Annotated in this window: 17 protein-coding genes and 1 pseudogene; 6 read left to right on the forward strand and 12 right to left on the reverse strand. The window is 70.9% G+C overall.

Features of this window, described 5'->3' with window-relative positions:
• Positions 1-16 precede the first annotated feature (16 nt).
• From LADH09A_RS10530 to LADH09A_RS10550, 5 genes are all read right to left on the reverse strand, one after another.
• On the reverse strand, positions 17-979 hold the full coding sequence (locus LADH09A_RS10530; RefSeq protein WP_238644690.1) for an ABC transporter permease: 963 nt from the start codon (positions 977-979) through the stop codon (positions 17-19).
• The gene (locus LADH09A_RS10535) at positions 972-1,898 is read right to left on the reverse strand and encodes an ABC transporter permease (RefSeq protein ID WP_238644691.1); all 927 of its coding nucleotides are present in this window, start codon (positions 1,896-1,898) and stop codon (positions 972-974) included. The genes LADH09A_RS10530 and LADH09A_RS10535 overlap by 8 nt, the downstream gene beginning before the upstream one ends.
• Before the next feature lie 148 nt (positions 1,899-2,046).
• Positions 2,047-3,687 carry a peptide ABC transporter substrate-binding protein gene (locus tag LADH09A_RS10540; RefSeq protein WP_238644692.1) on the reverse strand — a complete coding sequence of 547 codons (1,641 nt, stop codon included), beginning with the start codon at positions 3,685-3,687 and terminating at the stop codon, positions 2,047-2,049.
• 654 nt (positions 3,688-4,341) lie between these two features.
• Positions 4,342-5,028 carry a response regulator gene (locus tag LADH09A_RS10545; protein ID WP_238644759.1) on the reverse strand — a complete coding sequence of 229 codons (687 nt, stop codon included), beginning with the start codon at positions 5,026-5,028 and terminating at the stop codon, positions 4,342-4,344.
• Positions 5,029-5,030: 2 nt separating this feature from the next.
• A complete protein-coding gene (locus tag LADH09A_RS10550; RefSeq protein WP_238644693.1) occupies positions 5,031-6,269 on the reverse strand; it encodes an ATP-binding protein in 1,239 nt (412 codons plus the stop codon).
• A gap of 182 nt (positions 6,270-6,451) precedes the next feature.
• Here LADH09A_RS10550 and LADH09A_RS10555 point away from each other — a divergent pair, with 182 nt between their 5' ends.
• From LADH09A_RS10555 to LADH09A_RS10570, 3 genes and pseudogenes are all read left to right on the forward strand, one after another.
• Positions 6,452-8,236: a PspC domain-containing protein gene (locus tag LADH09A_RS10555; RefSeq protein ID WP_238644694.1), complete on the forward strand. Its 1,785-nt coding sequence runs from the start codon at positions 6,452-6,454 to the stop codon at positions 8,234-8,236.
• A pseudogene (locus tag LADH09A_RS31880) lies at positions 8,233-8,475 on the forward strand (hypothetical protein); the annotation flags it as partial. The gene LADH09A_RS10555 and the pseudogene LADH09A_RS31880, both read left to right, overlap by 4 nt.
• Before the next feature lie 530 nt (positions 8,476-9,005).
• Positions 9,006-10,259, forward strand: coding sequence for a phosphatidylserine decarboxylase (locus LADH09A_RS10570; RefSeq protein WP_238644695.1), 1,254 nt, complete (start codon positions 9,006-9,008; stop codon positions 10,257-10,259).
• Positions 10,260-10,339: 80 nt separating this feature from the next.
• Here the strand turns inward: LADH09A_RS10570 and LADH09A_RS10575 are convergent, their stop codons facing one another.
• The 3 genes from LADH09A_RS10575 to LADH09A_RS10585 all read right to left on the reverse strand — a co-directional run bounded on the left by LADH09A_RS10575 (position 10,340) and on the right by LADH09A_RS10585 (position 13,863).
• A complete protein-coding gene (locus LADH09A_RS10575; RefSeq protein ID WP_238644696.1) occupies positions 10,340-11,278 on the reverse strand; it encodes a CDP-alcohol phosphatidyltransferase family protein in 939 nt (312 codons plus the stop codon).
• Positions 11,279-11,624: 346 nt separating this feature from the next.
• The gene (locus LADH09A_RS10580) at positions 11,625-12,581 is read right to left on the reverse strand and encodes an NUDIX hydrolase (RefSeq protein WP_274529338.1); all 957 of its coding nucleotides are present in this window, start codon (positions 12,579-12,581) and stop codon (positions 11,625-11,627) included.
• Between the two features lie 331 nt (positions 12,582-12,912).
• A complete protein-coding gene (locus LADH09A_RS10585; RefSeq protein WP_238644697.1) occupies positions 12,913-13,863 on the reverse strand; it encodes an NUDIX hydrolase in 951 nt (316 codons plus the stop codon).
• A 143-nt stretch (positions 13,864-14,006) separates the two neighbouring features.
• Here LADH09A_RS10585 and LADH09A_RS10590 point away from each other — a divergent pair, with 143 nt between their 5' ends.
• The gene (locus LADH09A_RS10590; RefSeq protein WP_238644698.1) at positions 14,007-14,381 is read left to right on the forward strand and encodes a PspC domain-containing protein; all 375 of its coding nucleotides are present in this window, start codon (positions 14,007-14,009) and stop codon (positions 14,379-14,381) included.
• 7 nt (positions 14,382-14,388) lie between these two features.
• On the opposite strand, the gene guaA is transcribed toward LADH09A_RS10590, so the two are convergent.
• A complete protein-coding gene (gene guaA / locus LADH09A_RS10595; RefSeq protein ID WP_238644699.1) occupies positions 14,389-15,945 on the reverse strand; it encodes a glutamine-hydrolyzing GMP synthase in 1,557 nt (518 codons plus the stop codon).
• A 67-nt stretch (positions 15,946-16,012) separates the two neighbouring features.
• A complete protein-coding gene (locus tag LADH09A_RS10600; protein WP_238644700.1) occupies positions 16,013-17,710 on the reverse strand; it encodes an FAD-dependent oxidoreductase in 1,698 nt (565 codons plus the stop codon).
• Positions 17,711-17,855: 145 nt separating this feature from the next.
• Between LADH09A_RS10600 and LADH09A_RS10605 the strand changes: the two genes are divergently transcribed.
• Positions 17,856-18,974, forward strand: coding sequence for an LCP family protein (locus LADH09A_RS10605; protein WP_238644701.1), 1,119 nt, complete (start codon positions 17,856-17,858; stop codon positions 18,972-18,974).
• 6 nt (positions 18,975-18,980) lie between these two features.
• Here LADH09A_RS10605 and LADH09A_RS10610 read toward each other — a convergent pair whose 3' ends face one another.
• Both LADH09A_RS10610 and LADH09A_RS10615 read right to left on the reverse strand, forming a co-directional pair.
• Entirely contained in the window at positions 18,981-20,438 is a 1,458-nt protein-coding gene (locus tag LADH09A_RS10610; protein ID WP_238644702.1) for a M1 family metallopeptidase, read from the reverse strand.
• A gap of 110 nt (positions 20,439-20,548) precedes the next feature.
• The gene (locus LADH09A_RS10615) at positions 20,549-21,970 is read right to left on the reverse strand and encodes a M1 family metallopeptidase (RefSeq protein WP_238644703.1); all 1,422 of its coding nucleotides are present in this window, start codon (positions 21,968-21,970) and stop codon (positions 20,549-20,551) included.
• 318 nt (positions 21,971-22,288) lie between these two features.
• Here LADH09A_RS10615 and LADH09A_RS10620 point away from each other — a divergent pair, with 318 nt between their 5' ends.
• Positions 22,289-23,410 (forward strand): sugar phosphate isomerase/epimerase family protein, encoded by a 1,122-nt coding sequence (locus LADH09A_RS10620; protein ID WP_238644704.1) that lies wholly within the window; start codon positions 22,289-22,291, stop codon positions 23,408-23,410.
• Positions 23,411-23,603 lie beyond the last annotated feature (193 nt).

Consider the following 23,603-nt stretch of genomic DNA (forward strand, 5'->3'; position numbering starts at 1 on the left):
GGACACTGGATCTCCCCTAGCGGAGTTTCGGATCGAGGGCCTCGCGGACCGATTCACCGAGCATCACGAAGCTCAGGACGGCGGCGACGAGGAACGCGGCGGGGAAGAAGACCAGCCCCGGTGCGACCCGGATGAAATCCTTACCCTCGCTGATCATGATGCCCCAGGACACCACCGGCGACTTCAGGCCGACACCCAGGAACGACAGGGTGGCCTCGGCGCCGATGAACGAGCCGACCATGATCGTGCCGTAGACCAGCAGCGGTGCCAGGCAGTTCGGCAGCAGGTGCTTGAGGATGATCCGGCCGGTGCCGGCACCCAGTGCGCGAGCCGCGATGATGTAGTCGGCGTCCCTGGTGGCGAGCACCGAGGAGCGCATCAACCGCATCACGACCGGCCAGCTCAGCACGATCAGCGAGATGGTCACCAGGCTCATGATCTCGGCCTTGCTGTTGTTGGAGCCCGAGCCGTTGAACGTGGTCAGGATGACGATCGCACCCAGCACGAACGGAACCCCGAAGAAGACGTCGCCGATCCGGCTGAGCAGGGCGTCCACCCAACCGCCGCGGTAGCCCGCGATGATGCCCATGGTGCCGCCGACCAGCAGGGTGCCGATCACGGAGAGCACGGCGACCACGATGGAGGCACGCGCGCCGTAGATGACCCGCGCGTAGACGTCCTGACCCTGCAGGTTGTACCCGAACCAGGCGTCCCCGTTCGACTTCACGAGGCTGCGGGACAGCGACCCGTTGACCGCGTCGCCCGGGGCGAACAGCGCCGGGAAGGCGGCCATCAGCAGGAAGATCATGATGATCGTCGCGGAGATCCAGAACAGGGGCTTACGGCGCAGGTCCCGCCAGGCGTCACCGAGCAGGCCACGCGGCTTTTCGTTGCCCTGCCCGGCGACGGTAGGGCCGACCGGGTCGGTCGGCTGCGCGGACGGGGTGCTGACGATCGATGCGGTACTCGGGTCACTCATAACGGATCCTCGGGTCCAGGGCGGCGTAGAGCAGGTCAACCAGCAGGTTCATCACGAGATAGACGACCACCAGGACGACCACAATGCCCACCACGGTGGCGCTCTCCTTGGTGATGATCGCGCGGTAGACCTCGCGGCCGATTCCGTTGATCTGGAAGATGCCCTCGGTGACGATCGCGCCGCCCATCAGGGCACCGAGGTCGGTGCCGAGCAGGGTGACCACCGGGATGAGCGAGTTGCGCAGCAGGTGCACGCCCACCACCCGGCGCATCGGCAGGCCCTTGGCGATGGCCGTGCGCACGTAGTCGGCGCGGCGGTTCTCCGCGATGCTCGTGCGCGCCACCCGGGCGATGTACGCCACCGACGCACTACCGAGCACGAAGCCCGGCACGATCAGCTCGGACCACCGCATCTCCGAGGAGACGGTCGGCTTGACGATCTGCCACTGCACGCCCAGCAGCCACTGCAGCACGAAACCGACGACGAACACCGGCAGCGCAAGCAGGAAGAGGGTGGAGACCAGTACGAGGTTGTCCAGGAAGCCGTTGCGGCGCAGACCGGTCAGGATGCCGGCACCGAGGCCGATCACGGCCTCGATGGCGAGCGCCACCAGGGCCAGCTTCAGGGTGTTCGGGTACGCCGTCGCGATGATGCCGCCGATGTCGCGCTGCGAGAACGTCTGACCGAAGTCGCCCTGGAGCAGGTTCTTCATGTAGTTGGCGTACTGCACGAAGACGTTCTGGTCGAGGTGGTACTTCTCGGTCATGAAGGCGACGTACTGGTCCGGGCAGCGTCGCTCGCCGCACTTGCCGGCGAACGGATCGCCCGGGACGGCCCAGACGAGCCAGTAGATCAGGAACGTCGAGCCGATGAAGACCGGCACGAGTTGGAGCAGCCGTCTCAACAGATAACGGCCCATGGGGTGGTCCTCCAGACAGGGGGCGCGTCGGACGGCCGACACGGTGGTGACAACGTGCGAGTGGAGTGTTGTAACACCCACTCGCGGAACGGCCCCGGGTCGGGCTCACCGGATGTGGCGAGCCCGACCCGGGGTCAGACCGAACGGATCAGAGCTCGACCGAGGTGATGTCGATCTCGCCGACGTTGTTCAGCTCGAGCTTCTTGATCTTCTCCGAGTGGCCGGACTGCTGACCGTAGAAGTAGATCGGGATGCTCGGGACGTCCTGGTCGACCAGCTCGACGGCCTTGGAGAACGCCTCGTGCGAGGCCTCCAGGCTCGGCGCGCCGCTGGCCTGCTTCGCCAGGGCGTCGACCTCCTTGTTGCTGTACAGACCGTCGTTCGAGGAGCCACCCGTGATGTAGAGCGGGTTGACCCAGTTCTCGACGTCCGGGTAGTCCTGCTGCCAGGCAGCGCGGTACGGGCCGCTCATCTTGTGGGCGTTGATGTTCTGGCGGAAGACCGCGAAGGTCGGCACGCCCTCGGCCCGAGCGTTGATGCCCAGGTTGGTCTTGACCTGCTGCGCAACGGCGTCCATCCAGTCCTTGTGGCTGGAGTCCGAGTTGTAGTAGAAGACCATCTCACCGGTGAAGCCACCGGCCTCGGTCAGCAGCGTCTTGGCCGTGGCCGGGTCGAACTTGCAGGCGGTGCAGTTGCCCGGCTTGGCGCCCGGGGTCAGCGGGTTCGCCCAGCTGTCGGCCGGCTTGCGGGTACCGAAGAAGATCTTGTCCGAGATTTCCTGCCGGTTGATCGACAGCGACACGGCACGACGCAGCTTCGGGTTCTGGAAGCGCTTGTCGTAGGTCGGGAACGCGATCAGCGCGGTCGACGGCGTGACGGTCGACAGGCCCCGGTCACCGAGGTCGGTCTTCCACTTGTCACCGGCGAGCGCCGAGGTGGGGACAACCTCCATGAAGTCGAGGTTGTTCGCCAGCAGGTCGGCGTAGGCGGCCGTCTCGTCCTGGTACAGCTTGACGTCGACGTCCTTGATCTTCATCTTGTCGCGCAGGTTGTAGTCGTCGAAGCGCGTCAGCTTGATGAGGACGTTGTCCTCCCACGACACGAACTTCACCGGGCCGTTGCCGACCGGCTTCTTGCCGAACTCTTCCGGCTTCTGGGTGAAGAAGACGTCCGGCAGCGGCATGAAGGCGCTGTAGCCGAGCTTGGTCGGGAAGACCGCGGTCGGCGCTGCCAGGGTGACCTCGAAGGTCTGCTCGTCGACGACCTTCAGGCCGGACAGCTTGTCAGCCGTCGGCGCGGGGGCCTTCTGCGGGCCGTCCGCACCATCCGGGTCCGTGGTGTAGGTCTGGTCGAAGCCCTGGATGTCGGAGAAGAAGGTGCCGTTCTGCGCGCCGTTCGGCGAGTAGGCGGCCCAGTTCCAGGCGTCGACGAAGTTCTTCGACTTCACCTCGGTGCCGTCGTGGAACTTCGTGCCCTTCTTGATCTTGATCGTGAAGACCTTGGAGTCCGTGGTGTTGATGGACTCGGCCAGCGCGTTGCGCGGGGCCCCACCGTCGTTCGGGTACTCGACCAGGCCGGTGAACAGCCAGTCGATGACCTTGCCACCGCCGGTCTCCGTGGTGTTCGACGGGACCAGCGGGTTCTCCGGCTGGACGCCGTGGACGATGATCGAGCCGTCCTTGCTGGCGGCGGCGTCGCCGTCGCCGTCACCGCTCGAGCAACCGCTCGCGACAAGCGCGGCAGCCGCGCTGAGCGCGATTGCGCTCGTCGCCCGCTTCGAGACTCTCATTCCGAGGGGCCTCCTCTTTCTAACCAGGTTCCGTCGTGGGTTTCACGCACGTTTTGGGGGTGACACCGCCCGACCACCCCGGGGCGCGGGTCGCCGGGACCACAGGGAAGTTGGGGACACCCCTGATGTTCCGATCCGCCGGGCTCCCCCGCCAACGAGGCGCGACACGACGCAGGAGGCACAGCCACGAACCGCCGCGAGCGGCGAGGACGTGGTCGTTGGCCGTACGGAGTGCCACACACCGATGGTGAGGTGCTGCCACTGTGACACCAACTGGCCTCTTCCGTGAAGGTGCCGTTATCAAGCCGTTAGTTGCCCGCCACGTTGCCGATACTTGAAAAATGATCATAAAACGGTCGGCACGGGCGGCACTGAGCAGGAAATACGTTGCGTCGCTCGTAAACCTGGCTCCGGCCGGTGCGCACACGTCGGGCTCATGTCTGCCCGATGGGACGTCCGTCACCATCCGTTTTTCGACCCGTCCGGATGAGGCCGACTACGGCTGCACGGGCACGATCACCCAACTGGGTGGACGAGGGCGCAAAGATCGTTTGTCTGATCCTCGGCCAGGGCGAGGCGGTATCACCGGGCAACCTGGTGTCACGCGGCGACGTGATGTCACACGGCGACGTGGTGTCACACGCCGACGTGGTGTCACACGAGCCGGCGGTCCGCCGCCCAACGGGAGAGTTCGTAGCGGTTGGACATCTGGAGCTTGCGCAGCACGTTGGACACGTGCGTCTCCACCGTCTTGATGGAGATGAACAGCTCCTTGGCGATCTCCTTGTACGCGTACCCCCGGGCCAGCAGCCGCAACACCTCCCGCTCACGGTTGGTGAGCTGGTCCAGCTCGGGGTCGGCCACCGGGGCGTCCGGTCGGGCCGCGAAGGCGTCCAGCACGAAGCCGGCCAGCCGAGGGCTGAAGACCGCGTCCCCGTCCGCCACCCGGCGGATCGCCGCGGCCAGCTCGTCCGGGGAGATGGTCTTGGTGACATACCCCCGGGCACCGGCGCGGATCAGCCCGATCACGTCCTCCGCCGCGTCGGAGACGCTCAACGCGAGGAACTTGACCTGCGGGTGGGTACGGCGCATCGCCTCCAGCACCGCACGTCCGCCGCCGTCGGGCATGTGCACGTCGAGCAGCACCACGTCCGGTCCGACGGCGGCGATCCGCGTGATGGCCTCGGCCACCGTGCTCGCCTCGCCCACCACCTCGACGTGGGCGCCCAGCTCCGCACGCACCCCGGCCCGGAACATGGCGTGGTCGTCCACCAGGAACACCCGCAGCCGCTCGGGGCGGGCCTCCGCCGGGTCGAGGTGCTCGGTCGACTGCTCGGCCATGGTCATCTGTTCCTCTCCGCTGCGGACGAGTCCCGGGAGATCGGCAGGATCAGCCGGACCTCGGTCCCCTCCCCCGGGCCGGACCGGATTTCGGCCCGTCCGCCGTGCCGCTTCATCCGCCCGATGATCGAGCCGCGTACGCCGTGCCGGTGGTCCTCCACGGTATCCGGATCGAAGCCCTTGCCCCGGTCCCGGATGAAGACGCTGACCTGATCGGGCTCCACCTCCGCGTAGAGCGACACGGTCTGCACGCCAGCGTGCCGGGCCGCGTTCACCAGCGCCTCCCGCGCTGCCGCGACCAGCGCCCCGACCTTCTCGTCGGTTTCCCGGTCGCCAACCACCACCGCTTCGACGGTGATCGCGAAGGTGTCCTCGACCTCGGCGGCAGCCTGCTCCAGTGCGGCGGCGAAGCGCTCACTGGGCGACGCGGTGGGCTTGTAGAGCCAGTTGCGCAGGGAACGCTCCTGCCCCCGGGCCAGCCGCTGCACCGTCTTGACGTCGCCGGCGTTGCGCTGGATCAGCGCCAACGTGTGCAGCACCTGGTCGTGCACCATGGCGGCCAACTCGGCCCGCTCCTGCTCGCGGATGCGCCCCTCGCGCTCCGAGCGGAGCTGGCTGTACGTCCGCCAGAGCACCGGTGCGGCGACCACGCCGACGCCGGCGAGACCGACCAGCGCGAAGATCACGCCATTGATCACCGCGTCGAAGTTCTGTGCCGGCGAGTAGACGGCCGCGACGCCGATGATGCCGACCGCGACCAGCACTCCCCCGCCGATGAAGCGGAGCACGAAGGCCCGCCGGTCGCTCTCCTCGACGACCGCGCCGAGCCACGGCACCGGCATCGTGTCGCCCCACTGCCGCCGCCGCTCGGGCGCCGACTGGTGCCAGATGACCCCGGCGCCGACCGCGATGATGGCCACCAGCCAGCCGGCGGTGCCGGCCGCGCCGACCGAGTCGAAGACCATCACCTGGATCAACAGGACACCGAGCCCGATCCCCACGAACGGCAGGAGCTGGGCCACGTCGCGCCGGGGCGGCACCGCGGTGTCACCGGGTCGCAGCGGCACCACCGCCCAGAAGGCCGCGTAGAGCAGCAGGCCGAGCCCACTCAGCCCGAGCAGCACCATGAACGCGACGCGCACCCGCAGCACCGAGATGCCGAGATGGTCGGCGATACCGGCGGCGACGCCGGCGGCCATCCGGTGCTCGGGTGCGCGGTAGAGGCGCGGAGGCGAGGTCATGGTGCTGATCGGAGGCTCCCTGGTCGCGGTGGCGGGATGGTCGAGGTCGGTGATTCGATCGTCACACGCTGCGGCCTCCACGACCACGGGGACGCCCCCGACATTCCGGCCGCCGGATCTCAGGGTGGGGTCAGGGTCGGGTCCTGAGGTCGAACGGGTGCACCGGGCAGCAGGATCGAAGCATGACCGAGGAAGCTGTCCCGCCACCCCGTCCCGGGTCGGCACAACCGGGAGGCACGTCGCCGCCCCCGCCGCCCGGCGGATGGACCGAACCCGGCACGTCCGGTCCGCACCCCGGCGCCGCACCGACCGATCCGTACGGCGGCTACGGGCCGCCCACCGGGCCGGGCCCCAGCTTCGCGGCCGGCACCGGTTACGGAGCCGGCGGGGCCGCGGGCACACCACCCGGGCAGGGTGGCGGCCCCGGTCCGTCCGCGCCGCCACCGCTGGGCGGCACCGGCTTCACCTCGCGGTACGGGCTGGTCCGGCCGCGCGAGGGACGGTATCTGGCCGGCGTCTGCGCGGCGATCGGACGAGCCACCAACACCGACCCGGTGCTGTGGCGGGTGCTGCTCGCGGTGCTCGGGTTCTTCGGGGGCATCGGCATCCTGGTGTACGTCGCCGCCTGGCTGATCATTCCGAACGAGGGCGACACCGCGTCCCCCATCGAGTCGATGCTCGGGCGCGGCCGTTCCAGCATGTCGCCGGTGACGGTGATCGTCCTGGGCATCCTGGTCGCGGCCAGCTTCGGCTACATCGTCACCGACGCCTTCCGGGCGGTGCTGCTCGGCGCGGCCATCCTGGTCGCCGGCGCGCTGCTGCTCAACCGGGACAGCCGCAACCCGCAGCCCGGTGCCCCGGGCGCGCCGGTGCCGACCGGCCCGCCACCCGGGCCGGTCCCACCGGTGGCCTGGCCAGCGCCGTCGTACGGCGTCGCGCCGTCGACCGGACCGCTCACCACGACACCGGGGGCCAGCGGCGATCCCGCGTACGTCACCGCGACGACGGGGGGAACACCCACCATGGCGTACGACGTGCAGCCGACCGCCGGTCCGCAGCTCTCCGCCCCCACGCAGCCGGTGTCCGGGGCCGGTCCCGGGTTCGGGCAACCGACCGGCACGACGGCTGTCCAGGCCGACTGGCCGACACCTTCCACCGGCTGGCCGAGCACCACCACCCCCAGCGCGGGCTGGCCCTCGGCGCCCGTGACCGGCGCACCCGCTGCCCCGTCCGGCTATCCGACCGCCCCGCCACCGTCCGGGTACCGGCCTCCGTTCGCGCCGCACGGCCCGTACGCCTCGCCGAGCCCGGCCGCGACCCCTCCGCCCAAGCCACCGAAGCCACCGAAGCGCCCCAAGGAGCGTTCGCCGCTCGGCGCGGTGACGTTCTCGCTGATCTTCCTGGTCCTCGGTGTGGTCGCCCTGCTCGACCTGCTGGACGTCTTCGCCATCAGCGCCTCGTCGTACTTCGCGGCCGCGTTGGCCACGATCGCGCTGGGGCTGCTGGTCGGCACGTGGTTCGGCCGGGCCCGCTGGCTCATCGCGCTGGGCCTGGTGACCGCCGCGGCGCTGGGCACGGCGACGGTCGCCGAGTCCTACGACCGGATCCGGGGGGTCGACGGTGCGGTGACCTGGGCACCCACCGACTATCGAGACCTCGCCGACCGGTACGAGAACAGCTTCGGTGACGCCGTGCTCGACCTGCGCGGTATCGACTTCGCTAAACGGGACAGCCAGGTCACCGTCGCCATCAACTTCGGCCAGGCGACCGTCGTCGTACCGCCGAACGTGGACGTCACCACGGTGGCCGACGTCAACGCCGGCGACGCCAACATCTTCGGCAACCGGTCCGGTGGGTTGGACGGTCGCCTGCGGGAGACCACCGATGTCGGCGCGGACGGGCCCGGCGGCGGGACCCTGCGCCTCTACGTCCATGTCAATGCCGGCAACCTGGAGGTGACCCGGTGAAAGCTCACCGCACTGATCTGGTGTCCTTCGCCTTCGGGCTCGTGTTTCTGGCGCTGTCCGGCTGGTGGCTGCTCGCCCAACTGCTCGGGCTCGCGCTCCCCGCGGTCGGCTGGTTCCTGGCCAGCGCACTCATCCTGATCGGGGTCTTCGGGCTGGTCGGCGCGCTGCGCTCGGGTCGGTCCCCGCAGCCGGAGGCGACCCCCGAGGCCGCTGCCACCGAGGCCACCCCTGTCTCCGGCGCGAACGCACCCGTCTCCGGTGCCGCCGCACCGACCTCCGGTGCCGCCGTACCGACCTCCGGCGCCCCACTTCCAGTCTGGGAGGCCGAACGGTCCACCTGGGACGCTTCCCCCTCGGGTCCGACACCGGAGGCCCCGACCACCGAGGTGATCCACCCGGCCTGGCTGGCTCATCCGCCCTCCGAGCCGCAGACCTCACCGGTCCCTGGTCAGCCCGACGACCGCAACGACGAGCCGACCCTCGGGATCGGCACCCGACCCGCCCCGACAGAGGGGGACGAGGCGACCCGCTCCGACCACCCCGTCGAGGTCGCCGACGACCAGTCGGACGACGAGCGGAAGGGCCAGCGCGGGCAGGCCTGACCGCAGGCGCCTGCCGGCGTCGGCCTACTCCACCGCCACGGCGGTGCGGTTGGCGCGAACGGACGCATATGCTGGCCGGTGGAGATCTCGCCTCCGCCGGCCGGCCCGTCCCGCCATGGCGGTCCCGCCGCGATTCCCGTCTCTACCCCGTCAGGAGCCCGCCCGACATGACCCAGTCCCCCGCCGTGCGTACCACCGGCCGGTCCGGTCCGGTCCGCATCGGCGAGCGAGCCGCCCGTACGCTCGTCACCGAGCTGGCCCGGATCAACGATCCCAAGGCCGCCCTGCTGGTCGGGGCGAGGCCGGAGTCCGCGGTGCTGGCCGCGGCGATCGACGCGCTGCTCCCCGGTGACCGGCTCACCGTGGTGCCCGCCGAGCCGTTCGGCGCTGCCGCGCTCCGCGAGCACATCACCGCCCAGGGTCGCTGGGTCGCCGACCGGGTCAGCGTCGTCGACTCGCTGGCCGAGGCCGAGGCCGCCGGGGTCGTCATCGCCGGCGAGGTGTTCGCCGGCACCGCCGAGGAGGCCCGCAGCGGCATCGAGGGCCTGGCCAAATACCTCTCCGACGGCGCGGTGCTGAGCGTGGCCACCGTCGCCACGCCGGGCCGCACCACCGGCGCGGCCACCGAGCTGGCTCGACAGGACGCCCTCTACGGCGTCGGCGCCGACCTGGTGCTGCGCAACTCGCCACCGGTCCGGGTCTACCGGCTGCGGTTCACGCCGGCCAGCCCGGCCACGGCCGACAGGTTGGCCCCCGCGCACCGTCCGTCGAGCGTGCCGCTGACCCGCGGAATGCACATCGACTCCAACGGCGTGGCCGCGGCGGGCATCGCGCTGGGCCTCGCGGCGCTGGCCCGGGTGACGCGTCCGTCGTCCAAGCTCTGGCTGCTGCCGGCGCTGGCCGCCGGGCCGGTCGCCGCGTTCTTCCGCGACCCCGAGCGGGACGTGCCGGAGGACCCGAGCGCCGTGGTCGCCAGCGCGGACGGCAAGGTCCTCTCGGTGCAGCGACTGCACGACGAGCGCTTCGGCGACGGCGAGTGGCTCCGGGTCGCGGTCTTCCTGTCGGTGCTGGACGTGCACGTCAACCGGTCCCCGGTCGCCGGCAAGGTGGTGGACTACTTCGTCGCCGACGGCGGCTTCGTCAACGCGATGAAGCCGGACGCCGAGCACAACGTGGCGGCGTACACCGTGTTGGACACCGCTCGCGGCACTGTGGTGGTCGCGCAGCGCACCGGGCTGATCGCCCGCCGGATCGTCCAGCGCGCGCCCATCGGCGCGCTGCTGGCCAGGGGCGAGCGCTTCGGGCTGATCCGGTTCGGTTCCCGGACCGACGTCTACCTGCCGGCCGATGCCGCGGATCCTCTGGTCGGGCCGGGCGACAAGGTGATCGGCGGTTCGACGGTCATCGCCCGCTGGCGCTGACCCGCGAACGTCGAAAGGGGCGCCGCTGACAGCGGCGCCCCTTTCTCGTTGCTGCGATCAGGTTGTGCGACGTGCTCTGCTCAGGCGGTGCGACGCTGCCGCAGCCAGAGCACCGGCCCGCTGACCAGGTAGCCCACCACGATCAGGGCGAACGTGATCCGGATGTCGACCAGTGCGCCGATCACCGGAGCCAGCCAGAGCCACGGGGGCAGCTTCACCAGGCGGGCGAGTTTGGCGTACGGGAAGCTCGACACCATCGCGAAGGCCAGCAGCGCCACCCCGGCGACCAGCACGGCCCCGGGCACCGGCAGGCCGATCGCCACGGTCAGGGCGAGCACCGCCGCCGCCATCGTGGTCGGCACGCCGCAGAAGAAGCGGCCGTCCTTCGGCGAGACGTTGAAGCGAGCCAGTCGAATCGCGGCGCAGGCCGCGACCAGGGCGCACGCCACCGCCGCCGCGGCCGTGGAGACGGAGCCGGCGAGCGAGGCGTAGACCACGACCGGCGCGGCGAGACCGAACGAGCACATGTCGGCCAGCGAGTCCATCTGCGCGCCGAACGGGCTGGCCACACCGAGCCGGCGGGCCAGTGCGCCGTCCAGACCATCGAAGGCGACGCAGGCGATCAGGCAGAGCGCGGCGATGCGCACCTCGCCCTGCATGGCCAGGAAGATGGCCAGCATCCCGAGCATCAGGCTGGCCAGCGTGCAGGCGTTGACCAGGCCGAACTTCATCCGACGAGCGATGGTGCGCTCGCCGGGTAGCAGCGGGATCGTGCCGGCGGACGCCTCGTCGGCGTACGCCATCGGCGGCATCGCCGGGCTGACCGGCATCACCGCCTCGATCTCCGCCCGGCCGACGTTGACAGCCGGCCGGCTGAGCCGGTCCAGGCCGTAGCGACGGCGCTGCCGGTCGGCGTACCGGTGCTCGGTGGGAGCCAGGTCGGTCGGGTGCAGGTCGCCGTCACGGCGACCGACCCGGACCAACAGCACCTGGCGGGCGAACGTGCTGCTGCGGCGCAACCTGCCCGCCCAGCGACGCCCTGCGGGGCGCGGACTGTCAGTAGTACGACGCCGGCGCCATGGGGCTCTCGGCACGTTTCCTCCATCACCGGATCGGCTGACCGCCGTGGGGGCGGGTGTCCGGCTGTCTCGTGCCGGACCTTGCGTGGCCCGGCAGCCGTTTTGCGGAGTACACCATCGCATAGGGGAACATGGCTTGGCGATAGCTGCCGGCGGTGCTTATATCTGGCGTAAACCGCTCGAACCGCTCGCTTGTTCCCATCCCGGGCCTCATCGCCCGTTTCCTCCATCATTCCCGCCTTTGACTGTACCGGAGGGTCACCATTTCGGCTCACCGAGCGGCGTGCTATCGGCCACTCTGTCCGATTGCCAGCGCGGCGATGTCGCTCAACGGCAGGTCACCAGCTTCGGCGCGGGTGAACCAGCCGGCCCTCGCCGTCGATCCCCCGGCGGATTCGGTGACCACCGCATCGGTAGGTACGTCCACCAACACCCGATAGATCACCCGTACGCCGTGCCAGTCCAACGGCCGACCCTCCGGACCGAGTGCGGCAGGGTTGTGCAGATTGTCCACCCCCAGAAGCTCCACCACCCGGCCGAGCTGACCACCCTCCTCCACCAGCTCCCGGAGCAACCCGGTGGTGGGCTGCTCGCCGTGGTCGGTCCCTCCACCGGGCAGGTGCCACAAGCCGGCCCCCGGATAGCCCTCCGCGATCTGCGTCAGCAGGAACCGCCCGGCCGGATCGGTGACCAGCCCGTACGCCCCGAAGCGCAGACGGCGGTCGGGATGCGCCGGCGGGAGCGACTGACCCGACCCGTGCGTCCCGGGCGGCAGCGGTGTGACCGGCAGGCCGAGCACCTCGGCGGTGAACGGTGTCAGCGACAGCCCCGCCGCCTCGTCCAGGGTGAGCCAACGAACCCGATCGACCAGCCCGTCGCCCGGCGAGCCTCCATCCGACCTGCCGTCACGCTGGGTCAAGTCGAAGAACAGTCGGTCGGTGTGCAACGAGACGCCCTCCGGACAGCTCGTCACGTCAGCGATCACGGCGCGTAGTCGACCCGGCGCAACAGTCAAGCCGGTCTGCTCGGCGACCGCACGAACCACGGCACGCTCGGGATGCTCGGCGTGCGCAACAGCACCACCGGGCAGCCGCCACACCCCGGGAAACTCACCCTCGACCCCATCCCGAACGACGAGCACCCGCTCGCCGTCGGACAGAACCCCATAAACCCCAACCCGCCGCACAAACCCCACGCCCGCCCCTCCCCTAGGTCCACCGGCCCACCCAACCCCGCCGATCATGAAGTTATAGCCGCCCATCCCGGCGTGTCGTGACGATAACTTCATGATCAACGGGGCTGGGGCGGGGGCGGCGGTGGGCGTGCCTTCGGGGCGCATTCCGTTGGCCTCGATCGAGCCGTGCTGCGCCGGCAGCGACCGCACCGGCCTGCCTTGCGAGGCTCACGCGATGATCGACTCGGGTTTGCTGAAGTCGGGGTGTCCCCGTGCCGGGGATACCGCGATTTTCAAGAAACCGAGTCGATCATCGCGCGCGGCGGTTGGAACGACCGCGGGCGCAGGCCGCGCGAGCACCAAGCACCGCCGGCGCCAGGAAAGGCCGGGCGCGCAGGGGTCAGGTGAGCTGGGCGGCTTGGACTGCTTCGGCGGTCACCTCGGTGAGGTGGTGGGTGGGGAGAGCGCCCAGCTCCTCGCGCCCGAACCAGCGGGCCTCGCAGGTGGAGCCGCCCACGTCGGCCACGGTCAGCGGGTTGGGTTGGTCGACCACGACCCGGTAGAAGGCGCGCACCCCGTGCCAGTCGATCGGGTAGCCCTCGGGGCCGAGCGAGGCGGCATCGCGGTGGCTGGCCACGCCGAGCAGCTCGACCAGGCGGCCGGTCTGCCCGGTCTCCTCGACCAGCTCGCGGATGAGGGCCGCTCCGGGCTGCTCGCCGTAGTCGGTGCCGCCGCCGGGCAGGTGCCAGCAGCCGGCGCCGGGATAGCCGTCGGAGACGCGGGTGAGCAGCACCCGGCCGGCCGGGTCGGTGCAGACCGCGTACGCGGCGAAGCGTTGTGCCCGGTGCAGCCCGTCGGGACCGGGCACGGCATAGAAGGAGGGGAACTCGGGTGCCTCGTCGGGCACCACGTCGGCCGAGGAGGCGGGCAACCCGAGGGCGCGTGCGGTGAACGAGCGCAGGGGCAGCTCGCGCGCCTCGTCGAGGGTGTACCAGCGGGCCAGGTCGGTGGGGCGCTCGCCGACCCGGTCGGCCAGTGTGCCGCCACGCACCGCCACCCGGTAGATCAGCCGATCGGTGTGGATGGTGATGCCACGCTCGGGCAGTGCGCGCATGTCGGCGAGCACGTCGGCCAGGCCGGAGACGGCGACCGAGAGGCCGGTCTCGGCGGCGGTTTCCCGGACGACCGTGTGGTTCGGGTCCTCGCCGTGGTCGACCGCCCCGCCAGGCAGCGACCACGTGCCGGGGGTGCCGGAGCGCTCCGATGCGCGGACCAGCAAGACTCGGCCTCTTGAATCAGCACAAACTGCGTATGCCGCGATCCTGCGGAGCGGCTCCAGCAAGGTGGTCACGGGAGCAAATTCTCCCCGCGCCGGGTTACCGGAACGGAAAAGAGTCGGATTCCTGACTGTCTGACGCCGATCAGGGATCGGTCAGGGTAATGATCCGGGCGGTCACCGAGGGCGGGCCGGCCACCAGCGCGGACAGTGGGGTCATGACATCGACCACCGCTCCTCACGCCCCGTACAAGCAGCTCCGGCGACCCACCACCGACCGCATGGTCGCGGGGGTCGCCAGCGGCGTCGGCCGCTACTTCGCCATCGATCCCACCCTGGTCCGGGTTCTCTTCGCGGTCAGCGGCCTGCTCACCGGCGGGCTGGCGCTGTTCGCGTACCCGATCATGTGGTTTCTGATGCCGGAGGAGCCCACCGGCGCGCCGGCCTGGCCGCACCCGGCGGGCGCCGCGCCGCAGCCCACCTCCGCGCCACACCCCACCGCCGGGCCCGCGCCCGGCAGCCCGCAACCGGGGTACGCCCCGACGCCGCCCTACCCGCCGACGACCCCGTTCACCACGCCGCCGGCCGGCTGACCAGCGGTTACTCCCACTCGATGGTGCCCGGCGGCTTGCTGGTCACGTCCAGGACCACCCGGTTCACCTCAGCCACCTCGTTGGTGATCCGGGTGGAGATCCGGGCAACCACCTCGTAGGGCAGTCGTGACCAGTCCGCGGTCATGGCGTCCTCGCTGGAGACCGGGCGCAGCACCACGGGGTGCCCGTAACTGCGCCCGTCTCCCTGCACACCGACGCTGCGGACGTCGGCGAGCAACACCACCGGGAACTGCCAGACGCCCCGGTCGAGGCCGGCGGCGGTCAGCTCCTCACGGGCGATCAGGTCGGCCTCGCGGAGCAGGTCGAGGCGCTCCTGGTTGACCGCGCCGATGATCCGGATGGCCAGGCCGGGGCCGGGGAACGGGTGCCGCCAGACCATCGCCTCGGGCAGCCCCAGCTGGAGGCCGAGCGCCCGGACCTCGTCCTTGAACAGGGTGCGCAGCGGCTCGACCAGGGCGAACTTCAGGTCCTCCGGCAGACCGCCGACGTTGTGGTGGCTCTTGATGTTGGCGGTGCCGGTGCCGCCGCCGGATTCCACCACGTCCGGGTAGAGGGTGCCCTGGACGAGGAACTCGACGTCGCCGTGCGAGGCGATCTCGCGGGCGGCGGCCTCGAAGACCCGGATGAACTCCCGGCCGATGATCTTGCGCTTCTGCTCCGGGTCGGTCACGTCGGCCAGCGCGCCGAGGAACCGCTCGGTGGCGTCGACCACCTTCAGCTTGATGCCGGTGGCGGCGACGTAGTCCTTCTCCACCTGCTCGGCCTCACCGGCGCGCAGCAGACCGTGGTCGACGAAGACGCAGGTGAGCTGGTCACCGACCGCCTTGTGCACCAGCGCGGCGGCGACCGCCGAGTCCACCCCGCCGGACAGGCCGCAGATGACCTCCTTGTCGCCGACCTGGGCGCGGATCCGGGCAACCTGCTCGTCGATGATGTTCTCGGGCGTCCAGGTCGGCTCGATGCCGGCGATGTCGTACAGGAAGCGGGTCAGCATCTCCTGGCCGTGCGCGGTGTGCCCGACCTCCGGGTGGAACTGCACGCCGGCCCGCCGGCCGGCCAGGTCCTCGAAGGCGGCGACCGGCGCGCCCGCCGACTCGGCGGTCACCGTGAAGCCCGCGGGGGCCTCGGTGACGGCGTCGCCGTGGCTCATCCAGACGGGGAGGTCCGCGGGCAGGTCGCGCAGCAGCACACCGGGGTCGAGGAGGCGGGGGCGCAGCGGCGTGCCGCCGTACTCGCGGTTGCCGGTCCTCGCCACGGTGCCGCCGAGCGCCTGGGCCATCGCCTGGAAGCCGTAGCAGATACCGAAGACCGGCACGTCGGCGCTGAACACGCCCGCGTCGATCTGCGGTGCGTCCGCTGCGTAGACGCTGGCCGGGCCGCCGGAGAGGATGATCGCGGCGGGGTTCTTCGCCAGCATCTCGGCGATCGGCATCGAGTGCGGCACGATCTCGGAGTAGACCTTCGCCTCACGGACCCGGCGCGCGATGAGCTGGGCGTACTGGGCTCCGAAGTCCACCACGAGGACGGGGCGAGGCAGGCTCATGTGCGCAAAGCCTACCGACAGTCACGGCCGTGCCCGGCACCGGCTCGCCCCGCCGCGCCGGCCGGCCTCAGGGCCGCAGCGCGCCCGGGGCGTCCGCCGGCACCGCCGGGTGGTGCGGGGGTACGGGCGCCAGCCGGCGGTACGGGGACCCGAGCGTCGGCCGGGGGTCCTCCTCGCCCCGGTTGGGCCAGTAGGACATCGCCCGTTCCGCCTGGGCGGTGATCGTCAACGACGGGTTCACGCCGAGGTTGGCCGAGACCGCCGCGCCGTCGACGACGTGCAGACCGGGGTGCCCGTACACCCGGTGCCAGGGGTCGATCACCCCGTCGGCCGGGGTCGCACCGATGACCGCCCCGCCGAGGATGTGCGCGGTCATCGGGATGTCGAACGGCTCGGTCAGTGAGCCGCCGGGGGTGCCTCCGATCTCGTCGGCCAGCAGTCGGGCGGCGGTGTTGCCGGCCGGGATCCAGGTCGGGCTCGGGGTGCCGTGGCCCGGGCCGGTGACCAGCCGACGACCGAACGCGCCGCGCCGCCACCGGGTGGTCAGCGAGTTGTCCACCGACTGCATCACCAGGGCGATCACCGTCCGCTCCGACCAGCCGCGCACCGACAGCATCCGGGCGGCCAGTCGGGGCTGCCGCACGATGCTGCCCAACCAGCGGCGAACCCGGTGGGGGCCGCCGTCGACCAGCAGCGACTGGAGCAGCCCCATCGCGTTGGAGCCGCGACCGTAGCGGACCGGCTCCACGTGGGTCTGCGGGTCGGGGTGGAACGAGCTGGTGATCGCCACGCCCTCGGTGTAGTCCAGCCGCTCGGCCCGGGCGCGGCGGCGGGGCACCGAGGCGCCGAGGATCGCCTCGGAGTTGGTCCGGGTCAGCTCGCCGAGGCGGGGCGAGAGCCCGGGCAGCGCGTCGTCGGCCCTCATGGCGTGCAGCAGCCGTTGGGTGCCGAGCGCCCCGGCGGCGAACACCACCTGGTCGGCGTGGATCACCTGCCGTCCCTTGCGCAGCCATGCGCCGGTGCGTTCGGCGTGCACCTCGTACCCGCCGCCGGTGGCCGGGCGGACGGCCGTCACCGTGGTCAGCGGGTGCACCTCGACCCCGAGCCGCTCCGCGAGCCAGAGGTAGTTCTTGACCAGCGTGTTCTTCGCCCCGTGACGGCAGCCGGTCATGCACGAGCCGCAGTGCGTGCAGCCGGTGCGCTCCGGGCCGGCACCCCCGAAGTAGGGGTCGGCGACCCGCTGGCCGGGTCGACCGATGTGCACTCCGACCGGGGTGGCGTGGTAGGTGTGCCCCACCCCCATCCGCTCGGCCACCGCCCGCATGGCCCGGTCCGCGCGGGTGTCCAGGGGGTACGTGGTGACGCCGAGCATCCGCTTGGCCTGGTCGTAGTGGCGGGCCAACTCGTCGCGCCAGTCGGTGATGTCCCGCCACTGCGGGTCGACGTAGAAGGCCGGCAGCGGCTCGTAGAGGGTGTTCGCGTAGACGAGTGAGCCGCCGCCCACCCCGGCGCCGGAGAGCACCAGCACGCCGCCGCCGGAGCGTCGGTCGGCCGGGCGCAGCAGGGTGAGGCGCTGGATGCCGTAGCAGCCCAGTCGCGGCGCCCAGAGGAACCGGCGGGCCCGCCAGGACGTCTGCGGGAACTCGTCGTCGGTGAAGCGCCGGCCGGCTTCGAGCACGGCGACCGAGTATCCCTTCTCGGCCAGCCGGAGCGCGGTGACGGCGCCGCCGAAGCCGGACCCGATGACGACCACGTCGTACCGCATGGACGCATCATTACTCGTGAGTAGCGCTCGCGCCAGCGGCAGTTTTCGCGCGATCATGCTCCGGCCGACCGACCCGGCGCCTTCCGGCCGCAACCCGGAGCACCCGTCGGAGCGTTGTTCACCAGACGGGTGGAAGGAATCCAAGATGATCCTCGGGTCGATGGCGCCGCGCCAACGGTGGTTGCTGCTGGGGTTGACGGCCCTCGCCGCCGTCGCGCTGATCGCGGCCGGGGCTGTGGTGATCACCCGGCTGACCGGCGACAACAAGCCGGGCGGCGCTCCGGTCGCCGGCTCGCCGACGCCGACGCCGATCGTGACGCCCACCCCGAGCCCCAGCGGCCCACCGCCGGGTGCGGACATCACCGGCCCGCTCAACCTGCTGCTGGTCGGTGTGGACACTCGGGTCAGCGTGCCCGGGTGGGAGCCGCACTCGGACGCCGTGCTGGTGCTGCACGTGCCGAAGGGGTTGGGCCAGGCGTACCTCTTCTCGCTCCCCCGCGACCTGCTGGTCGACATCCCGGCGTTCCCGAAGGCCGGCTACAAGGGTGGCAAGACCAAGCTCACCCACGCGATGAGCTTCGGCAGCCGGGTGCCGGGCAAACCCAAGCAGCCGAGCACCGCCCAGGGGTACGAGCTGCTGCGCAGCACGGTCGCCGGGTACACCGGGCTGCGCATCGACGCCGGCGCGGTGCTCACGTTCAACGGGTTCGACCGGCTGGTCAACGCCCTGGGCGGGGTGGACATCTACGTCGACCAGCGGGTCGAGTCGATGCACCGCCGACCGGACGGCAAGTACCGGGAGAGCGCGCCGGGCGGGTACACCGGGCCGCAGCAGGTCTACGAGAAGGGCGAGCAGCACCTCAACGGTTGGCAGGCCCTGGACTACGCCCGGCAGCGGTACATCACCGGCGGCGACTACGCCCGGCAGCGTCACCAGCAGCAACTGGTCAAGGCGCTGACCCGCAAGATCCTGGACGAGGGCCTCGCCCGGCAACCCGAGCGGGTCGACCAGGTCGTCGCAGCGCTGGGCGACACGCTGATCTACGTCGGTGGGCGGCGGATCGTCGACATCGCGTACGCCCTCAGCGGGGTGCCGGAGAACAAGTTCGTGCTGGTCGGCCTGCCCGGTTCCGGCGTCGGCAAGGGCAGCGCCTACCGCGGCGAGCAGCTCACCAGCGTCGGCCGGAAGTTCATCACCGAACTCCGCGCCGGCCGCGCCGACGCCTATCTCGCCGCCAACCCGACCCTGGTCGTCAGGAACTGACCCCGCTCAGAGCCGCTTGGGCTGGGCCGGCTTCTTCGTGCCGTACAGCCAGGCGTCGAAGAGCGCGTCGAGCTGCTGGCCGGAGATGCGCTCGGCGAGGGCGACGAACTCGGCGGTGGTGGCGGTGCCGTTGCGCTTCTCCGCCGCCCAGGTCCTGACGATCTCGAAGAACGCCTTGTCGCCGACGGCCACCCGCAGGGCGTGCAGGGTCATGCCGCCGCGCTGGTAGACCGACTCGCTGAACAACTCGTCGACACCCGGCTTGCCGGGCGGCGTCTTCCACACCTGGGCGGGGATCCGGGCGTACCGGTTGTCGAACGCCTCCTTGGCCGTGTACGCCTTGGTGTGCTCGGCCCAGAGCCACTCCGCGTACGTCGCGAAGCCCTCGTTGAGCCAGATGTCCTCCCACCTGGCCAGCGCGACACTGTCACCGAACCACTGGTGCGCCAGCTCGTGCGCGACCACCTCGGTGTTCTCACCCCGCCGGAAGAAGCCGGCGGAGTAGACCGGGCGGCTCTGCGTCTCCAGGGCGTACGAGATCCGGCTGTCGGAGATCACCACACCGCCGTACGCGTCGAACGGGTACGGCCCGAACACGCTCTCCAGGTAGTCGGCCACCTTGACGGTCTGCGCGATCGACGTGTCGGCTGCGCCCTTGGCCACGTTGGTGGCGACCGCGTTGTAGACCGGACGGCCCTTGTGCTCGCCGGTCGTGATGCGGAACTTGCCGATCACCAGCGTGCTCAGGTAACTGGCCATCGGCGACTTCTCCGACCACTTCCAGGTGGTCCAGCCGTCCTTGCTGGCCTTGCCGCCCGGCACGCCGTTGCTGACGGCGGTCAGACCGTCGGGCACGGCGATCTCGAAGTCGTACGCCGCCTTGTCGGACGGGTGGTCGTTGACCGGGTACCAGGTGCTGGCCGACTCGGGCTGGCCCAGGGCGATGGCACCGTCCGGGGTGTGCAGGAACCCACCCTCACCGAGAGTCTCGTTCTTCAACGGCTTCGGCACACCCTCGTAGGTGACCTCGGCGACGAACCCGTTGCCGTTGACCAGGCCGGAGGCCGGCTTCACCACCAGCTCGTTGCGCTGCCGCTCATGGGTCGCCGGTGCGCCGTCCACGGTGACCGCGGTGACGGTCAGGCCGGCCAGGTCGAGGTTGAACGTGGACAGGTCGGCCGTCGCGGTGGCCTGCACGGTGGTCGTGCCGGTCAACCGGTCCTTCGCCGGGTCGTAGCGCACCTTGACGGTGTACTGCCCGACGTCGTAGCCCCCGTTGCCGTAGGTGGGGAAGTAGGCGTCCCCGACCCCCTCGGCGCCCGCGGTGAACGTCCGCGCCGGGGCGGGCGACGCGCTGGGCTCCGGCGCCGCCTTCGGGCTCGACGAGTCGCATCCGGACAGTGCGAGCGCCCCAGTCACCAGCAGACCGACGCTCATCCGCAGGTCGTGCCGTGTCACCCGCATCTCGAACCCTCCCCGGTACGGTCGCGGCGACGGCGTCCACCGCTCCGCGCGCGCGGACGGTCCCCCGCCGTACGCAGCCGGGAGCATATCGACCGGCGATCACGGCGCAATCACGGCAGTGTGGGGGCTGATCCACCCACCAACCAGGCGTCGAAGAGCGGTCGGAGTTGCCGACCCGCCACCCGCTCGGCCAGCGCGACGAGATCCGAGGTGGTCGCGTTGCCCGCCGCCCGCTCGCTGGTCCAGGTCCGCAGGATGCGGAAGAACGTGTCGTCGCCGACGGTCCGACGCAGGGCGTGCACGGCGAGCGCCCCCCGCTTGTAGACGGCGGTGCCGAACATCGACTCCCGGCCCGGCTCGACCGACGGCTGCGACCAGTCGGTCGCCGCGTACTGGATCTCGAAGTTGCGTTGCGCGGTCCGGCCGCCGTCGTGCTCCTCCCACAGCCACTCCGCGTAGCTGGCGAAACCCTCGTTGAGCCAGATGTCGCCCCACCTGGTCAACGACACGCTGTCGCCGAACCACTGGTGGGCCAGCTCGTGCGCGACCACGCTCGGGTTGGGTTGGTCGTCGGAGAAGAAGGCAGGCCCGTAGACCGGGCGGGACTGGGTCTCCAACGCGTACCCGATCCGGTCGTCGGCGATGACGATCCCGCCGTACGAGTCGAACGGGTACGGGCCGAACCGGCTGGCCAGGAAGTCGGCGATCGCCCCGGTGCGGGCCAGCGAACTGGCCGCGCCGCCGCTCGCGGGCAGGCTCGCCGCCACCGCCGTGACCATCGGTCGGCCCGCGTGCGTGCCGGTCACCACCCGGTAGTCACCGATCACCAGGGTGCTCAGGTAGCTGGCCATCGGGGCACGCTCCGACCAGTGCCAGGTGGTCCAGCCGTCGGCGCCGCTCTTCGGGCCGGGCACTCCGTTGCTCAGTGCGGCCAGACCGTCCGGGACGGTGACCGCCAGCTCGTAGCTGGCCTTGTCCGACGGGTGGTCGTTGACCGGGAACCAGGTGGCGGCCGAGTCGGGTTGGCCGAGCGCGACCGCGCCGTCGGCGGTGTGCAGGAACCCACCGCTGCCCAGTGCACCGTCGACCACCGCGGTGGGCACACCCGCGTAGTCGACCGCCACGGTGAACTGCCGGCCGCGCGGGAGCCCGTCACGCGGGGTCACGACCAGCTCGCCGTCGCCGCGGCGGTGGTCGGCTCGTGCGTCCGCCACGGTGACCGCGCTGACGGTCAGGCCGGCCAGGTCCAGGTTGAACCGGGACAGGTCCTGGGTCGCCGTGGCCGTGATGACGGCGCGGCCGCTCAGCCGGTCCGTCGACGGGTCGTAGCGGACGTCGAGGTCGTAGTGCGAGACGTCGTAGCCGCCGTTGCCGCGCCCCGGCACGTACGGGTCGCCGGCATCGGCCGCGCCGGGGCGGAAACCGTCGCTGTCGCCCGTACAACCGGTTGCGCCCAGCCCGACGACGCAGGTCAGCGCAGCGGCGGTGGCGGCCAGTCGACGGCTCACCCGTGCCCGTCCGTTTCGGACCATGCACACCCTCCTGCGGCAGTCTCCCGGTCAGGACGAGCGTAGTCAGCGTCACTCACCGTACCGCCGATATCGACGATCATCAGTCACTTTCGCTGAAACAAACAAAAGTTGCGGTCAATCCGTCCTTTCTTTTGACCAAGACCGACGTTAGTGTCTGTCTCCAAGATGTAACGTGCTCGGAACATTCAAGCCGATCACGACCAGGACAGCGCACCTGCGTCCTGACCCAACGGGCGCTCGGCGGCGCCCCGCGACCGGACCTCGTCGCACCTCTGCTGATCGTCATCGACGGCAACCACCGTCGCGAAAGGTGGAACCATGCCAGATCACACCGCACCCGACGCCTCCTCCACCGGCCGGCTGAGCCGCCGGTCCCTGCTTGCCGCCTCCGCCGGCGCCGCCGCCGCAATCGGCGCGGCCGGCCTGCCGGTCCTCGCCACCGGCACCCCCGCGCTCGCCCACCCCAAGGACAAGGGAAAGAGCAAGCTGCGGGTCGAGCCGCTGATCCCGTCCAGGAATCGCGGCATCATCCTCTACAGCGTCCGCGACCGGATCACCGCCGCGCCCGACGACAGCGGCGTGCCGTACGGCTTCGAGCGCGTCCTCGCCCGGCTCGCCGAGATCGGTTACAAGGAGATCGAGTTCGCCGGCTACACGCAGAACACCGCGATCCTGGGCCGACAGATCACCCCCACCGAGATCCGCAAGATCCTCGACGACAACGGCCTGGTCGCCAACGGCACGCACGCCTCGATCCAGGCGGCCACCTTCCAGCAGCAGCTGGACATCGCCGAGGAACTCGGCATGAAGAACATCGGCACCGGCAGCGACCCGACCAACAGCGCGTACAAGGCCGACTGGGACGCCGCCGCCGACACCTGGAACGAGCTGGGCCGGCAGGCCCGGGCGCGAGGGTTGCGCCTCTACACGCACAACCACGACAGCGCGTACAACTTCCTGTTGGACTCCGGGCCACTCGACGAGCAGGGCCGCCCCACCCGCTCCTCCGGCATCCGGCGTCTGGAGTACTTCTTCGGCAAGACCGACCCCCGGTACGTCTACTTCGAGTTCGACATCTACTGGGGCTACGTGGCCCGCTACAAGCACCAGAAGTACGTCGACCCGGCCGGCCGCGAGGTGACCGACCTGTTCGACCCGATCCTCAACGTGGCAGACCGGACCACCCGCTTCCCGCTCTTCCACGCCAAGGACGGCGACCGCGACACCAGCGTGCCCAACGGCCACCAGATGACGCCGCTGGGCGAGGGCGACATCAACTTCCAGCAGTTCTTCCAGACCATCGGCGAACGGGACTTCCACCACGCCAACTGGGAGATGGACACCGCCCCCGGCGGCACCGCCAACCGGGCCCAGTCGCTCGACTTCGCGGCGCTCAGCTACCGCAACATGTCCGACCTGACCATTTACCTGAAGAAGTGACACCGGCGCGGCCGGCGTCCACCCGACGCCGGCCGCGCACCCCCTCCGCCGGCCACCGCGCCGGCCCACGGTGACGGGCCCGGTCGACACCGGCCCGGTCACCCCGCGCCTCCCGTGCGGCGACGGGGCGCGCCCGTTCCATCCCCCACGCAGATGCGCTGCCGGCCCACCCAGGCCGGGGACACCGCGCGCC

This window comes from Micromonospora cabrerizensis, from assembly GCF_022230955.1.
Taxonomy (GTDB): domain Bacteria; phylum Actinomycetota; class Actinomycetes; order Mycobacteriales; family Micromonosporaceae; genus Micromonospora; species Micromonospora cabrerizensis.

Coding starts and splice junctions, on each gene's coding strand:
- LADH09A_RS10530 (WP_238644690.1), bottom strand. CDS start 979: ATGAGTGACCCGAGTACCGCATCGATCGTCAGCACCCCGTCCGCGCAG.
- LADH09A_RS10535 (WP_238644691.1), bottom strand. CDS start 1,898: ATGGGCCGTTATCTGTTGAGACGGCTGCTCCAACTCGTGCCGGTCTTC.
- LADH09A_RS10540 (WP_238644692.1), bottom strand. CDS start 3,687: ATGAGAGTCTCGAAGCGGGCGACGAGCGCAATCGCGCTCAGCGCGGCT.
- LADH09A_RS10545 (WP_238644759.1), bottom strand. CDS start 5,028: ATGGCCGAGCAGTCGACCGAGCACCTCGACCCGGCGGAGGCCCGCCCC.
- LADH09A_RS10550 (WP_238644693.1), bottom strand. CDS start 6,269: ATGACCTCGCCTCCGCGCCTCTACCGCGCACCCGAGCACCGGATGGCC.
- LADH09A_RS10555 (WP_238644694.1), top strand. CDS start 6,452: ATGACCGAGGAAGCTGTCCCGCCACCCCGTCCCGGGTCGGCACAACCG.
- LADH09A_RS10570 (WP_238644695.1), top strand. CDS start 9,006: ATGACCCAGTCCCCCGCCGTGCGTACCACCGGCCGGTCCGGTCCGGTC.
- LADH09A_RS10580 (WP_274529338.1), bottom strand. CDS start 12,581: ATGATCGGCGGGGTTGGGTGGGCCGGTGGACCTAGGGGAGGGGCGGGC.
- LADH09A_RS10590 (WP_238644698.1), top strand. CDS start 14,007: ATGACATCGACCACCGCTCCTCACGCCCCGTACAAGCAGCTCCGGCGA.
- guaA (WP_238644699.1), bottom strand. CDS start 15,945: ATGAGCCTGCCTCGCCCCGTCCTCGTGGTGGACTTCGGAGCCCAGTAC.
- LADH09A_RS10600 (WP_238644700.1), bottom strand. CDS start 17,710: ATGCGGTACGACGTGGTCGTCATCGGGTCCGGCTTCGGCGGCGCCGTC.
- LADH09A_RS10605 (WP_238644701.1), top strand. CDS start 17,856: ATGATCCTCGGGTCGATGGCGCCGCGCCAACGGTGGTTGCTGCTGGGG.
- LADH09A_RS10610 (WP_238644702.1), bottom strand. CDS start 20,438: ATGCGGGTGACACGGCACGACCTGCGGATGAGCGTCGGTCTGCTGGTG.
- LADH09A_RS10615 (WP_238644703.1), bottom strand. CDS start 21,970: ATGGTCCGAAACGGACGGGCACGGGTGAGCCGTCGACTGGCCGCCACC.
- LADH09A_RS10620 (WP_238644704.1), top strand. CDS start 22,289: ATGCCAGATCACACCGCACCCGACGCCTCCTCCACCGGCCGGCTGAGC.